Raw genomic sequence first — 13,683 nt, forward strand, 5'->3', positions numbered from 1 at the left:
GCTCGGTTCCGGCACCCTCGCCCTGGTCTACCGGCCAGTCAGAGGATAACCGCCCGGTCTTGCCGAGACTGCCGCGGATGTGGCCGAGGGGCGTCGTCCGGCCGGACGACTCCCCTCGGCCCCGCCGAGCGCCAGCCAGGCCAGGATCTTCGCGACCGGGTTCCGGCGGGCGCGGGAGTAGGCGGGCCGGACGGACTCCGGCGGCCGGGAGACGGGCGGCTCGCCCCCGGTCGGGAGGTCGACGTCGAGGGTCCGGGGCGGAACGGCCGGCGGAAGGTGTGTGGCACCGACCTGGAGATCAGCCATCGTTGTTCCCGCTTTCGTAGTAGACGAACCTCCTGCTGACGATCATCTGAATCACCGTGACGATCAGCACGATGAGGAACAGCACCCAGGCGAGGGCCGAGGCGTAGCCCATATGGAGGAATTCGAAGGCCTGCTGGAACAGGTAGATCGAATAGAACAGGGCGGCGTCGTTGCTGTAGGTGGTGTTGCCCGAGCCAAAGAACGCCGTGTACGCCTCGGTGAAGGTCTGGAAGCCTGCGATCGTGTTGATGATCACGAGGAAGAAGAGGCTTCCGCTGATCATCGGCAGGGTGATGCTGCGGGTGACCTGGAAGCTGTTGGCGCCGTCGACCTTCGCCGAGTCGTAGAGTTCCTGCGGCACATCGCGCAGCGCCGCCAGCAGGATGATCACCGAGGACCCCAGGGTCCACAGGCTCATCAGGATCAACCCGGGCTTGATCCAGGACGGGTCGGTGGTCCACGCCGGACCGTCGATGCCGAACCAGCCGAGGAAACCGTTGACCAGCCCGTTCTGCCCGTTGAACAGGAGCAGCACCAGGATGCCGATGGCCACTGGGGGCGTCATCTTCGGCAGGTAGAACACTGTCCGGAAGAACCCGGAGGCGCGCCCGGCCCGGTTCAGCAGCAGCGCCAGCAGCAGCGACACGATCACGTGCGCCGGCACCGAGATGGCGGTGTAGATGAAGGTGTTGCGCAGCGACAGGGCGGTCTTGGGGTCCTCGAACAGCTCGGCATAGTTGGCCGTGCCCACGAAGTTCGGGTTGTTTATCACGTCGTAGTCGGTCAGCGACAGGTAGGCGCTGTAAATCACCGGCCAGAGCGTGAAGATGAGGAAGCCGGCAATCCACGGGCTGATGAACAGCAGGGCGGCGCGCCGGGCGCGGCGGCGGTTCCGCCGCTGGCCCGGCCGGAGCACCGGCTTAGCGGCCCGAGGGCCCCGCAGCGGGGCGGCCTGCGAGCTCATCTCCTATTCCTCGTCCCAGGAGCTCCAGGCCTCGTCAAGAGCCTGCTGGGCCTCCTCCTGCGCCTGGTCGAGGGCGGCCTGGGGTTCCTGCTGGCCGTTGAGCACCCGGTTCACCGCATCCTCCCACGCCGTCTCGAATTCGGCGTCGGCGGGGCTGGCCGGCAGGGCGAAGGATGCTTCATTGGCCTCGTAGGAGGCCTCGATGGCCGCGTCCCACTTGGGGTCGGAGCCCACCTTGACGAACTCTTCCTTGATCCGCTCGTCGGCGGCCTGGTTGCCGGTGAACAGCCCCGTGAACGGCTTGCCCTCCTCGGCGCGCATGTCGGCGCGGGCGGTGGCGGCCTCCATCCAGGTGTCGACCTTGGTCATGTGTTCGATGAACCGGCAGGCGGCCTCGGGGTTCGAGCTTCCCTTCGGGATGGCCCAGGCCGACCCGCTGGAGTAGCTCATGGTCTCGCCCGAGGTGTCCTTCAGGGTGGTGAAGGCCATGGGTGCGTCCGGCGAAACGTCGTTGAGGATGTTCACGTACCACTGCTCCATGGGCATCGCCCCGAGCGTGTTCGAAGCGAACTGGTTACCCTCCCCGAAGAAGTCGGCCGAGTCCCGGAACGCCTTGACGGCGCTGAAGCCGCCCTGCTTCTCATAGATCTCCGACGCGAACTCGAGGGCCTCGACGACGGCGGGGTCGTTGAGCTGGGCTTTGCGTCCATCCGCGGAGAGGATGTCCGCGCCGTTGGCCTTGGCCCAGATGGGAAGGAATTCGGGGAGCTTGGTGTCGTAGCCGATCACGCTGAGCTTGCCCTTGTTCTTGACGAGCGTGTCGGCGGCCTTCCGGATGCCGTCCCAGTCGGAGCCGTCGATGTCCTCCACGCTGAGGCCCTGTTCCTCGAGCAGTGCCGAGTGGCCCATGACGATCTGCACCTGGTTGAACTCGGGCACCCCGTAGACCTCGTCCTCGAAGGTCACCTGGCTCATTGCAGCCGCCCGGAAATGGTCGACCTGAATACCGTGGGCGTTGATGCACTCGTTCAGGGGCATGATTGCCCCCCGGGAGGCAAAGGTCCCGAGCTGGTTGCGGTTGGCGTAGATCAGGGCCGGAGGTTCCCCGGAGGCGACGGCGGAGAGGAACTGCTGGATGTCCAGGTCGCCTTCGACCAGGCTCACCTTCACGCCGTCGAGCTTCTCCTCCGCCGACTTTACGCGCGTTTCGCCGATCTCGTCGGTCGCGCCAAAGCCCATGATGTTCAGTTCCCCGGAGACCTCGGCCTCCGGGTCGAACTGGCTGTCTTCGGCTGTCTGGGATCCGCCCGTACCGGTGGCGCACGCCGAGAGTGTCAGCCCTAAAGCTGCCGCAATGGCCAGTGACTTCCGAGTCTTCATACCCGCCCCTTCGCTTCGAACGTCCCGGACGGCTCGAGGAGTGGGTTTTCAACCTCCGGTCGACGCGGGACTACCGTGTGAAGTCAGCATAAGCACTTCTCCCCGAAATACCTAAGGCAGCTTACTGTCAGCAGGCTTGGCGTGCGCGCCGGTACGGCGGATGGCGGCTACTTCCGCTTTTTCGGCGAGTCGAGGATGAGGCCCAGGGCGATGCCGAGCATCCAGACGTCCTTGGCGACAGGGGTTCCGGCCTGGGTCGGGCGCACCCCGTCCTTCTCGGTCATTCCCTCGGTCTTGAGATACATCGCAAGAAGCCCCCCGGAAAAGCCTGCCAGGGCCAGGCCGGCGAGGCGGCTGGGAACGAACGGCACGAGCAGGAGGCTGCCCAGGCCGATCTCCACCGCGGAGAGGATCTTGCCGAACTTCTCCGGGTCGAACTGGCCGACCTGGGGGAAGACGCCGGCGGCCATCTGCTGCATGTACGCGGCGCTCTCCTCATCGAGGCCTCGCTTGCCGATTCCGGCGTTAAGGATGAAGGCACCCGTGGCCGCCCTCGGGGGGATGTGGCTGAGTTTGATAACCATGTAATGGTCCTGCTTTCGGAGGATACTTCCGCGGATTTCCGCCACGGATTCGGTGCTGAAACCTTCGGCGGAGCCACGGGCTGGATCGAGCCTACGGGGGTCCCGAGGGCGAATCCAGCATACCGCCGAAGGTGACGCGGGACGCCGCCGCGGACCGTCGCGGACGGCCATCCGGCGTTGCCGGAGGGGCCCTCGAGACCGCTGGTGAAATGGAAACTTCTGTGAAACCTGCCTAAGGTAGAGGCCGCCGTTCACCGATACAGCGGCCTGGTTTTCTCCCGCCGCGACCTACGCGCGGGCAGTTCCCCCAAGGTGAAAAGGGTACGAATGTGACCGATTTCCTCGTCGAAAGGATCGACTCGATCCTCTTCTCGAGCTGGCAGCACTTCTCCCTCGTGGTGCAGTGCCTGCTGCTCGCGGCGGTGGCCGCCGTCGTCCTGGCCACGCTGGTCTACCGCAGCCCCACCCTCTCGGCCCTCGTGAACGGTATCTCCGCGATCGGCCTCACGATTCCCGCCTTCGCGCTGATCGGCCTGCTGATCGCCCCCCTCGGGTTCGGGGTGGGCCCGGCGGTGATCGTCGTGGCGTTCTTCGCGGCACTGCCGATCCTGCGCAATGCCGTCGTCGGCCTGACCGGCATCGACCAGTCCCTGGTTGAGGCAGCGCGCGGCATCGGCATGGGCCGGATCCGCACCCTCGTCCGGATCGAACTTCCCCTGGCCTGGCCGGTGATCCTCACCGGGATCCGTGTTTCCGCGCAGATGGTGATGGGGATCGCCGCGATCACCGCCTACGCGCTCGGCCCCGGCCTCGGCGGCCTCATCTTCTCCGGGCTCTCCCGCCTCGGCGGGGCGAACTCGTTCGAGTCGGTCGCCACCGGTGTCGTCTGCGTCATCCTCCTTGCCCTTGTCCTTGACCTGCTTCTCGTCGGCCTGGGCCGGCTCACAACCCCACGAGGTATCCGTGTCTGAAACAACTCTCCCCTCGCCGGCCACAGCGGCGGCTCCGCCGATCACCGGCGCCAGCATCCTGCTCGACACCGTCACCAAGCGGTATCCCGGCCAGGGCAAGCCCGCCGTCAACGGGCTCACCCTTGAAATCCCGGCCGGAAAGATCGTGATGTTCGTCGGGCCCTCCGGCTGCGGCAAGACCACCACGCTGAAGATGATCAACCGGCTGATCGAGCCCACCGAGGGCCGGATCGTGCTCGACGGCGACGACGTCACTCGAATCGACGGCGACGCCCTCCGCCGGCGGATCGGGTACGTCATCCAGGCCGGCGGACTGTTCCCGCACATGACCGTCGCCGCCAACATCGCGCTGGTTCCCAAGATGCTCGGCTGGAGCAAGGAACGCATCGCCGCCCGCGTCGACGAACTGCTCGAACTGGTCTCCCTCGATCCCGACCGCTACCGCGACCGGTTCCCCCGCGAACTCTCCGGCGGACAGCAGCAGCGCGTCGGGGTGGCCCGCGCCCTCGCCGCCGACCCGCCGGTGCTGCTCATGGACGAACCGTTCGGCGCGGTCGACCCCATCACGCGCCAGCGCCTGCAGGATGAACTGCTCAACATCCAGAGCGAACTGCAGAAGACGATTGTCTGCGTCACCCACGACTTCGACGAGGCGGTGAAGCTGGGCGACTGGATCGCGATCTTCAACGAAGGCGCCCAGCTCGTCCAGTACGACACCCCCGAACGCATCCTCGCGGAGCCCGCCAACGAATTCGTCGAAAACTTCATCGGTTCGGGCGCCGGCCTCAAGCAGCTGACGCTGACCCGCGTGGACGAGGTCGAGGTGGCTGACGCCGTCGTGGCCCGCCCCGGCGACCTCACCACCGACGTGCTCTCACGCATGGACGCCGTCGGGCACAACCACTCCGTCATCGTCGATGCTCGGAACCGCCCCCTGCAGTGGCTCTCGCGCCGGCAGCTGGGCCGGCTCGAGCGGGTCGGCGCCGCACGCGACCCACGGCTGCCCGTCGTGGGAAACCGCGCCACCCTCAATGACGCCCTCGACACCATGCTCGTCTCGAGCGTCGGCGCGGCGCTGGTGACCGGACCCCGCGACACGTTCCGCGGCGTGATCGACGTCGACACCGTCATGGACGCGATCGGCCGGGCGCACCGGCACGCCCGCACCGCCCACGCGGAGGGCCGCCCGGTCGGAGTGAACACCGGCACGCTCGAGGCCGTGCAGGCCAGCGGCACCCCCGGCGTGCCGGCGGCCGGTCTGGCCGGACCGGAGCGCACCGGTGAGTGAGTCTCCGCGCACCGCCGTCCCGGCAGGGCAGGAGGCGGCCATCCGCGCCGACGCCGCGCCGCTGTCGTGGCGCCCGCTGCTGCTCCAGCTTGCCGGAATCCTGCTGGTCGGCGTAGCCCTGGCCGTCTGGCTGGCCGTGGCCGACCTCACCGACACCGAACGCACCACTCTCAGCCCCGCGTCCCTGGCCGGCTACACCCGCGAGCACCTGGCCCTGACCGGGCTGTCGGCGCTGATCGTGCTGCTGATCGCCGTCCCGCTGGGGGTCCTGCTCACCCGCAGGCACTTCGCGCGTTTCAACGGGCCGGTGCTCGCCGTCGCCAATTTCGGCCAGGCGGCCCCCGCCGTCGGGCTCGTGGTGCTCCTGGCCTTCTGGCTCGGCTTCGGGTTTCGGGCCGCGGTCGCCGCGCTGGTGCTCTACGCGGTCCTGCCCGTCCTGCGCAACACCATGGTCGGCCTGAACCAGGTCGACCCGCGGCTGGTCGAGGCCGGCCGGGGGATGGGCATGAGCGCCCTGGCCGTGCTGGTGCGCGTCGAGCTTCCCCTTGCGGTTCCCATCATGCTCGCCGGCATCCGGACCGCCCTGGTCCTGCTCGTCGGCACCGGCGCCCTGGCCACCTTCATCAACGGCGGCGGCCTGGGCATCCTCATCACCACCGGCGTGAACCTGAACCTTCCGCGCGTGCTCGTGGCGGGCTCGGTGATCGTGGCGCTCCTGGCGCTGCTCGTCGACTGGGCCGGCCGTGTCATCGAGCACGTGGCACGCCCGAAAGGACTCTCATGACCGTGCACCGTTCCCCCTCCGTCGCCCGCCGGGTGCTTCCGGGCCTCCTTGCGGCGTCGGCGGCGCTGCTGGCCGGCTGCGGCCTGCAGCCGGCCACCTCCTACGTGCCCGAGGCCGGCCCCGGATCGATCGAGGTCCTCGAGGGTGCCGAGGGCGCCGAGCTGACCGTCACCTCGAAGAACTTCACCGAGCAGCTGATCCTTGGAAAGATCTCGGTGCTGGCCGCCGCGGCGGCCGGGTTCGACGTCACCGACCTCACCAATGTGCCCGGCAGCCAGCCGGTGCGCGAGCTGCTCGTCTCGGGCGACGCCGACCTGACCATCGAATACACCGGCACGGCGTGGCTGACCTTCCTGAACCAGTCGGAAGGCATTCCCGACAAGGAAAAGCAGTGGCAGGCCGTCCACGACGCCGACCTCGCCAACAACCTCACCTGGGGCCGGCCGGCACCGCTGAACAATACCTACGCCATCGCGGTGCGCACCGAGGCCGTGAAGGCACTCGGCGGGATCAGCAAGCTCTCGCAGATCGCCGGGCTGCCCGTGGCGGAGCGCACCTTCTGCGTGGAGTCCGAGTTCAACTCGCGCAGCGACGGCCTGAACCCCATGCTCAAGCACTACGGCCTGACCCGCGGCACCCCCGAGGGGGTGCCCGACGGCAACATCGGGGTCTACGACACCGGCGCCGTCTACTCGGCCACCGACAAGGGCGACTGCAACTTCGGCGAGGTGTTCTCAACCGACGGCCGGATCGACGCGCTGGACCTGACCCTCCTCGAGGACGACCTGAACTTCTTCCCCGCCTACAACGCCGCGCCCGTCTTCGGCACGGAGGTCCTGGAGGAGCACCCGGGCCTCGAGGAGGTGTTCGCCCAGGTCGCGGCCGAACTCACGGACGAGGAGCTGCGGCGGATGAACCTGCTGGTGGACGTCGAGGGCCAGGAGCCGGCCGACGTGGCCTTCGACTTCATGGTCGACAAGGGCTTCATCTCCGACCCCGGGACGGGCTGACCGGCCGGGGGTGCGCCTTAAGTTTTCCGACTTGCCGCGCCTCATTCACCTCACGGGTGCCTGCGCTCTGCTTTGATGGAAGGCAATTGGGTTGTACGACGCAGTCAACTACCAAGAAGGTTGCCATGGAGTACCGCACGGCCGAACATCCGAGGCCGCAGCATTTCATCCTGCATCTGAGCGACACCCACCTGGTGGGAGGTCCCGGCCCCCTCTACGGGGCGGTGGACAGCGAGGAGCGGCTGCGCCGGATCTTCGCCGACCTGACCGCCTCCGGGGCCCGGCCCGATGCCATCGTGTTCACCGGGGACCTCGCCGACAAGGGTGAGCCCGGCGCCTACGAGAAGCTGCGGGCGATCGTCGATCCCGCCGCTGAGCGCCTCGGGGCGAAGGTGGTGTGGGCGATGGGCAACCATGACGACCGCGCCAGCTTCCGCGAGGGCCTCCTCGACGAAGCCCCGGGCACCGGACCCGTGGACCGCTCCTACGACGTCGACGGGCTGCGGATCATCACCCTCGACTCGAGCGTCCCGGGCCACCACCACGGCGCGCTCAGCCGCGGCCAGCTGCTGTGGCTGGCCAACGAACTGCTCACCCCCGCCCCGCACGGAACCATCCTGGCCCTGCATCACCCGCCGGTGCCCAGCGTCCAGGACCTCGCGGTCCTCGTGGAGCTGCGCGGGCAGCGGGACCTGGCCGAGGTGGTGCGCGGCTCGGACATCCGGGCCGTCATCGCCGGACACCTCCACTACTCGACGACGGCGACCTTCGCCGGGGTCCCCGTCTCGGTCGCCTCGGCCACCTGCTACACCCAGGACCTGCTTTTCGACGGCGGCGGGACCCGGGGCCGCGACGGCGCCCAGTCCTACAACATGGTCCACGTCTACGAGGACACGATCGTGCATTCGGTGGTCCCGTCCGGCCAGTACACCGCGGTGGGGGAGACAGTTCCCCGCGCCGAGACCCGGCGGCGCCTTGAGGCGGCGGGGGTGCGGATCGCCGAGGCGGCCCCGGCCCGCCAGTTCAGCGGGGTCTGACCCGCTCACCTGGATCGAACCGGATCACCGGGGTCCCACCGGTTCAGCGGGGTCCGGCCAGTTCATCGGAGCTAGACCGGTTCAGTGGAGTTAGACCGGTTCAGCGGGGACTGACGGTTCAGCGGGGTCTGGCCGGCCCGCCGGAACAGGTCAGCGCCGTGGCTGCGGCACGCAGAACAGGGTCCGCGGATCCTGGAGCAGGGCCGGGCGATCGAAGTCGCCGCGGCGCACCCAGCCGTCCAGGGCCACCCCGCGCAGCAGGGCATCCTCCGCCAGCAGCACCGGCCCGGCCGTGCCGGTGCGGAACCGGTCGGGATCGGCGCCGGCGAGCACCACCGGGTCGCCGTCGGCGATGCCGTGCTCGAAGACCTCGAGCTGGCGGTCCCACTTCGGGGCGGCCCGGCCGCCGGGGGCCTGCAGCGGCATCCGCAGGGCCGCCTCGGACTCCCCGGCGGGGTCTGGATCTGGGTCTGGGCCCCCGCGCCAGATCCAGACCCGGCCGCCGTCGGGTTCGGCCGGAAGGATCTCCCGTTCGGGCTCCGGCCACAGGTATGGCAGGTCCTCCGGGACGCCGGGGAAGCGGTCCCGGTAGATCTCCGGGGCCTTCTGGATCAGGTTCGACTGGTGGCTCAGATGCACGCCGGCGTCACCGAGCCACGGCGGCAGCGCGACGTCCTGCGGGTCGGCGTCGGGGGCGAACTCCCGGATCAGCGGGCCGGTCGTATCGGCGTGCCCGCGCGAGACCCACTCCCGAACCATCGCCAGGCCGTAGAGGCTCAGGGCCGGCACATAGCCCATCCACATCCGGATGGCCGGGTGCCGCTGCCACCCGTAGTCGGGAAGAACGAGCGCCCGAAGCGCCTGCAGCGTCTCGACGCGCTGCTTGCCCAGCCGTGCCTGGTCGAGCACGGCGGCACTGGCAGCGAAGTCCGGGTAGGGCAGGAACGTCTGCATGGTGCAAGTCTGGCACGCGCCCGGACGGGCTACTTCTCCCAGGGCGCCTTGACCGGGAAGTACTTTTCGAGGAACTCCGTGACGAGCCGCGCCCGCTCGTCGGCGGGCACCTCGGGAAAGCTTCCGTCATTGAGGCAGAAGAAGTCGAAGTTCCGCTTGTCGAGCATCTTGTTGAGGCTCTTCAGGCCCGACCGCGCGGTGGTGTCGACGTACTTTACCCGCGCCATCTCCTGGGTGACCGCCCGCCCGGTCAGCAGCGAGTAGTAGTGGTAGAGCGAGTTGGTAACGGAGATGTTGTCCTTCGCCCGGAAGGTTGAGGCGGCGGTGGCCTTGAACTCCGCAGCGAACTCATCCTCCATCTCCAGCAGCACGCTCTTGCGCAGCGGAGCCGCCGTGTGCTCGAGGTGGCGGGTCGTGATCCGGCCGAACCGCTCGTGGAGCAGCCGCCGGTTCACGCGCGCCGCGTTCTCGAAGCCGCTGCGCTCGGCGTCGTTCTCGCCGAGGCCGATCCGGGTGTCCGCCTCGATGAACTTGGTGATCCCCCCGGGGGAGAAGAACATGTCCGGGGCCACGGGGCGGCCGAAGAACATGTCGTCATTGGAGTAGAGGAAGTGCTCCGCGAGCCCGGGAATGTGCTGCAGCTGGGCCTCGACGGCCTGCGAATTGTGGGTCGGCAGCACCGAGGGGTCCGAGAAGTGCTCCTCGGCACGCACCAGGGTCACCGAGGGGTGGTCCGCCAGCCACTCCGGGCGCTGGGAATCGGTGGCGATGAAGATCCGGCGCACCCAGGGGGCGAACATGTATACCGAGCGCAGCGCGTACTTCAGCTCGTTGATCTGGCGGAAGCGCGCCTCGTGGTCGTCGCCTTCACCGACGACGGCGCCCTTCATCCGGGCGGCGCGCGCCGCCTGGTATTCGGGGCTGCTGCCGTCGACCCAGGAGAAGACGAGGTCAATGTCGAAGCCGATGTCCGAGGCGTGGTCGGCGAACATATTGTCGATGGTGGGCCACTTCAGGCCGTGGCGCTCAACGGATCCGCGCACCGCCTCGGCCGCAGGCACCGTGCGGCGGGTCAGGGAGTTCTCCACCGGAAGTTCGATGTTGTCCGCGTGAAGGGCCCACAGTTCGATCTGCACGCCGGCGGAGGGCCCGTAGGCCAGCCCGCCGATCGGTTCGATGCGGGGGCGGAACAGCCGGTAGATGCGGGCCTTGCGGCTGTGCGACAGGGACCCGTCCGCGACCAGCAGGGTGGTGCGGCGCTTGGTGTCGACGGTGCGTGAATAGAAGGGTTCGTTCCGGCACGCCTCCACCAGGGCCGCGCGCAGCCGCTCCTGGTCCTTGACGTCGATGGCGATGACGGGGCGTTCGTCATTGCCGCGCACCAGCAGGAACTGGATGCCGGCGGCATCGAGGGCAGCGCGGATGAACAGCAGGTCCTCGACCATGGCCTCGTGCGGGGTGCGGTCGGAGTTGATCAGGGTGAAGCGCCGCTTGACGGTGGTGATGTCGGAGCGGTCGGTGAATCGGGCGACTGCCGCACGGGAGGCGGATTCGAGAATCTCGGCTTCGTTCTCCGGTTCGGGAGCACCGAAATAAATGTCGTGTTGTGCAGCCGTGTCTGTAATCGTTGCCTCCGCGCAGATGGGTGTGAAGCTCCAATGATAGAGCCTGCGGGCGGCTGCTCTTTCAGGCGCCGGTCCGGTACCGGGTGCGGTACGCGGGCGCGCGGCAGCCGGGGGTGTCGGCCCCGATCCGGGGGTTTAGTAGGTGCGGTAGAGCTCTCCGACCGGGACCTCGGCGTCGAGCCGGTTCTCGGGCCCGGGCAGCGGGCACGCCCACGCCTCGTCGTAGGCGCACGAGGCGTTGTAGCAGAAGTTCAGGTCGATCACGATGCTGCCGGGCTGGCGGCCCTCGCCCAGGTGGGCGCCTTTGATGGTGTCGAGCAGGTACCGCCCGCCCCCGTAGGTTCCGCCGTCGCGCCCCGCAGTGGTGTCACGCAGGGGAAGGAAGATGCCGCCGCCGTAGGACTGGAGGCGCCACAGCGCGAGCTGCCCTAGTCCCGGCAGCACGACGCTGCCCAGCCGCTGGAAGGGCACGGTGCCGTCGGTGCCCGTCTCGACATCCCGGACCTCCCCGGCCCCCTCATCGCTCACCGCGGCCTCGAACCGGTAGGCCGGGTCGTAGTCGGCCATGGCAACCCCTGCAAAGCGCTCCTTCGCCGCGGCGTCGAGGGGAGAGGCCGGGTGGGTGCCCAGCAGGTGATCCCGGCCGGCCCGCCAGAGGGCGTGGGCCGCCTCGGGGGAGTCCTCGGCTGCGCTGCGGCGCACCTGCCCGTAGAGGTTGAACACTGATTTCCGCCAGTCCGCCGTGTCGAGGGCGGTGGTGAGCAAGGTCATGGGTTCAGGGTACCCCCGTGCCGCGCGGGCGCACCGATAATGACACCGTCCTGCGTACTGTGGGGACGGTGACCCTTGGGATTTTTCTGGTCGTGCTCGGCGCCATCTTCGCCGGAGCCGTGGCCCAGCGCATCGCCGGCCTCGGCTTCGCCCTGCTCATCGCCCCGTTCCTCGTGCTGATCCTCGGCCCCCACGAGGGGGTGCTGCTGGTGAACATCTGCGGGGTGGTGTCCTCGGCGGTCATCGTCGGACGGGTCTGGCGGGACATCGACTGGAGCATGTTCCGCTGGCTGACTCTTCCCTCGCTCTTAGGCTCAATCCCGGGTTCGCTCATCGCCGTCGCCGCCCCCGCGGCGCCGCTGGCGGTGACCGTCGGCGCCGTCGTGCTCGCCGCCCTGTCCATCTCCCTGGTGCTCCAGCGCTCCGACGTCGTCGTCCGGGGCAATGTGCCCAAGGTCCTGGCCGGATTCGGCGCCGGGCTCACCAACTCGATGGCCGGGGTCGGCGGACCGGCGGTGAGCGCCTACGCCGTCCTGGCGAAATGGCCGCAGCGGCCCTTCGCGGCGACCCTGCAGCCCTTCTTCGTCGTCATCGGGCTGGTGACACTCGCGATCAAACTCCTGCTCGACCCGGCCCAGGCACCGGTGCTCGCCCCCTGGATGTGGGGAGCCATCGGCGGCGTCATCCTCGCCGGGATCTTCACCGGAGAAAAACTCGGGCGCTTCGTGCGGGACGACACGGCCCGCTTCGCCGTCGTCGTCATCGCCTTCGTCGGGGCCGGGCTGGCCACCGCTCGAGGGATCGCCGACCTGCTCGGCTAACCCGCCGGTGCCGCCGGGCCGCGTCGGTGGGCGGAGCCGGCCGGAGCCGGTGGCACCATTGAAGGGATGAAACTTCCACGCCGGAGACCGACAGCCGTTCCCATGCCCCTCTGGCTGCAGGGGGTGTTCGAGCTCGGCCAGGCCGCAGCGATCTCCGCGGCCCTGGTCCTGATTCCGGTCGCCGCGGTGTGGCTGACCGGCGGCTTCGCCGACCGCGACGCCGTCTCCGCGGCGCAGTCGGCCGGCCACGCCTGGGTGGTGATGCACGGGGTGCCGCTGGTGCTCACCTTCCCGCCGGGGACGGTGATCGCCGGGACGACCTCCGGCCTGCTGCACGCCGTTCCGCTCGGCCTGGTGCTCGTGCCGTTCCTCCTCGCCTGGCGTGCCGGACGGCGCCTTGCCCGCGCCTCCTACACCGACCAGCTGTGGCAGGCCGTTCTCGGGGCGCTGGGCATCTACGCGGTGGTGGGCGCCGCCGTGGCCTACTTCTCGACAAACGCCGACGTGTCCGTGTCCCTGACGGCGGGTGCACTGATCCCGCCGGTGTCGGCGGGCCTCGGGATCGTCACCGGCGCCTACCGTGAGGCCGGCGCCTGGAGCCGCCTGATCGGCGTGGACCTTGCCGCCTGGATCGCCCGGACCAGCCAGCACTCGCGCTGGGCCGGATCGTACGCCTGGTCCGTGGTGCGCTCGGCCTTCCTCGGCGTGCTGGCGGCCACCGGCCTGGCGGCGCTCCTGCTCGCCGCCGCCGTGGCCCTTCACTGGACCGAAGTCATCACCGTGTACGAACGCCTCGAGGCAGGGATCGCGGGGTCGACGGCTCTGACCCTCGGGCAGCTCGGCCTGCTGCCGAACCTCGTGGTGTGGACCCTCGCCTGGGCCTCAGGGGCAGGGTTCGCCCTCGGCACCGGCAGTTCGCTCACGCCGATGGCCAGCACCGTCGGTCCCCTCCCCGCCGTTCCGGTGCTCGGGGCACTGCCGGCCGGGGCCCTCGAATTCGGCATCGTGGCCCTGGCGCTGCCCGTGGTGGCGGGCCTGCTGGCGGGATGGTGGTTCTTTCGGGAGGGCGAGAACCACTTCGATGAGTGGCTGAGCCTCAAGACCCCGGCCCGCTGGCTCACCTCGATCGTCTCCACGGTGTGCCTCGGACTGTTCGTGGGCCTCCTCGCGGGCCTCGGCGGCGCGGCA

General features: G+C 69.1%; 13 protein-coding genes. 7 read left to right on the plus strand and 6 right to left on the minus strand.

All coding sequences use genetic code 11. The features are described 5' to 3' along the window. Positions 1–298: 298 nt before the first annotated feature. The 3 genes from QZX79_RS04825 to QZX79_RS04835 form a co-directional block, all read right to left on the minus strand. The gene (locus QZX79_RS04825) at positions 299–1,270 is read right to left on the minus strand and encodes a carbohydrate ABC transporter permease (protein WP_294565406.1); all 972 of its coding nucleotides are present in this window, start codon (positions 1,268–1,270) and stop codon (positions 299–301) included. A gap of 3 nt (positions 1,271–1,273) precedes the next feature. Next, positions 1,274–2,650, minus strand: a complete 1,377-nt coding sequence (locus QZX79_RS04830; RefSeq protein ID WP_294565408.1) for an ABC transporter substrate-binding protein — start codon at positions 2,648–2,650, stop codon at positions 1,274–1,276. Positions 2,651–2,817: 167 nt separating this feature from the next. Beyond that, complete coding sequence (locus QZX79_RS04835; RefSeq protein WP_294565411.1) at positions 2,818–3,234, minus strand: hypothetical protein; 417 nt, start codon at positions 3,232–3,234, stop codon at positions 2,818–2,820. A gap of 329 nt (positions 3,235–3,563) precedes the next feature. Between QZX79_RS04835 and QZX79_RS04840 the strand changes: the two genes are divergently transcribed. From QZX79_RS04840 to QZX79_RS04860, 5 genes are all read left to right on the plus strand, one after another. After that, on the plus strand, positions 3,564–4,205 hold the full coding sequence (locus tag QZX79_RS04840) for an ABC transporter permease (RefSeq protein WP_294565414.1): 642 nt from the start codon (positions 3,564–3,566) through the stop codon (positions 4,203–4,205). Continuing rightward, positions 4,198–5,493 carry an ABC transporter ATP-binding protein gene (locus QZX79_RS04845; RefSeq protein WP_294565417.1) on the plus strand — a complete coding sequence of 432 codons (1,296 nt, stop codon included), beginning with the start codon at positions 4,198–4,200 and terminating at the stop codon, positions 5,491–5,493. The genes QZX79_RS04840 and QZX79_RS04845 overlap by 8 nt, the downstream gene beginning before the upstream one ends. A 76-nt stretch (positions 5,494–5,569) precedes the next feature. Next, the gene (locus tag QZX79_RS04850; protein WP_294565436.1) at positions 5,570–6,277 is read left to right on the plus strand and encodes an ABC transporter permease; all 708 of its coding nucleotides are present in this window, start codon (positions 5,570–5,572) and stop codon (positions 6,275–6,277) included. Beyond that, on the plus strand, positions 6,274–7,287 hold the full coding sequence (locus QZX79_RS04855; protein WP_294565419.1) for a glycine betaine ABC transporter substrate-binding protein: 1,014 nt from the start codon (positions 6,274–6,276) through the stop codon (positions 7,285–7,287). Before QZX79_RS04850 ends, QZX79_RS04855 begins: the two co-directional genes overlap by 4 nt. Before the next feature lie 125 nt (positions 7,288–7,412). Beyond that, a complete protein-coding gene (locus QZX79_RS04860) occupies positions 7,413–8,324 on the plus strand; it encodes a phosphodiesterase (RefSeq protein WP_294565422.1) in 912 nt (303 codons plus the stop codon). Positions 8,325–8,474: 150 nt separating this feature from the next. On the opposite strand, the gene QZX79_RS04865 is transcribed toward QZX79_RS04860, so the two are convergent. From QZX79_RS04865 to QZX79_RS04875, 3 genes are all read right to left on the minus strand, one after another. Next, positions 8,475–9,278: an MSMEG_6728 family protein gene (locus tag QZX79_RS04865; RefSeq protein WP_294565423.1), complete on the minus strand. Its 804-nt coding sequence runs from the start codon at positions 9,276–9,278 to the stop codon at positions 8,475–8,477. Positions 9,279–9,307: 29 nt separating this feature from the next. Continuing rightward, on the minus strand, positions 9,308–10,723 hold the full coding sequence (locus tag QZX79_RS04870) for a stealth family protein (protein ID WP_294565426.1): 1,416 nt from the start codon (positions 10,721–10,723) through the stop codon (positions 9,308–9,310). 315 nt (positions 10,724–11,038) lie between these two features. Beyond that, on the minus strand, positions 11,039–11,674 hold the full coding sequence (locus QZX79_RS04875) for a DUF1684 domain-containing protein (RefSeq protein WP_294565428.1): 636 nt from the start codon (positions 11,672–11,674) through the stop codon (positions 11,039–11,041). 17 nt (positions 11,675–11,691) lie between these two features. Here QZX79_RS04875 and QZX79_RS04880 point away from each other — a divergent pair, with 17 nt between their 5' ends. Both QZX79_RS04880 and QZX79_RS04885 read left to right on the plus strand, forming a co-directional pair. Further along, on the plus strand, positions 11,692–12,495 hold the full coding sequence (locus tag QZX79_RS04880; protein ID WP_294565431.1) for a sulfite exporter TauE/SafE family protein: 804 nt from the start codon (positions 11,692–11,694) through the stop codon (positions 12,493–12,495). Between the two features lie 102 nt (positions 12,496–12,597). Continuing rightward, positions 12,598–13,683 (plus strand): DUF6350 family protein (locus tag QZX79_RS04885; RefSeq protein ID WP_294565433.1); only part of this gene is annotated, 1,086 nt, incomplete at its 3' end.

It is taken from the genome of uncultured Arthrobacter sp., assembly GCF_902805515.1.
In the GTDB taxonomy this organism is placed as follows: domain Bacteria; phylum Actinomycetota; class Actinomycetes; order Actinomycetales; family Micrococcaceae; genus Arthrobacter_D.

What these genes read in the sequence shown, in the direction of transcription:
- QZX79_RS04825 (WP_294565406.1), bottom strand. Translation starts at nt 1,270, where the DNA reads ATGAGCTCGCAGGCCGCCCCGCTGCGGGGCCCTCGGGCCGCTAAGCCG.
- QZX79_RS04830 (WP_294565408.1), bottom strand. Translation starts at nt 2,650, where the DNA reads ATGAAGACTCGGAAGTCACTGGCCATTGCGGCAGCTTTAGGGCTGACA.
- QZX79_RS04835 (WP_294565411.1), bottom strand. Translation starts at nt 3,234, where the DNA reads ATGGTTATCAAACTCAGCCACATCCCCCCGAGGGCGGCCACGGGTGCC.
- QZX79_RS04855 (WP_294565419.1), top strand. Translation starts at nt 6,274, where the DNA reads ATGACCGTGCACCGTTCCCCCTCCGTCGCCCGCCGGGTGCTTCCGGGC.
- QZX79_RS04860 (WP_294565422.1), top strand. Translation starts at nt 7,413, where the DNA reads ATGGAGTACCGCACGGCCGAACATCCGAGGCCGCAGCATTTCATCCTG.
- QZX79_RS04865 (WP_294565423.1), bottom strand. Translation starts at nt 9,278, where the DNA reads ATGCAGACGTTCCTGCCCTACCCGGACTTCGCTGCCAGTGCCGCCGTG.
- QZX79_RS04870 (WP_294565426.1), bottom strand. Translation starts at nt 10,723, where the DNA reads ATGGTCGAGGACCTGCTGTTCATCCGCGCTGCCCTCGATGCCGCCGGC.
- QZX79_RS04875 (WP_294565428.1), bottom strand. Translation starts at nt 11,674, where the DNA reads ATGACCTTGCTCACCACCGCCCTCGACACGGCGGACTGGCGGAAATCA.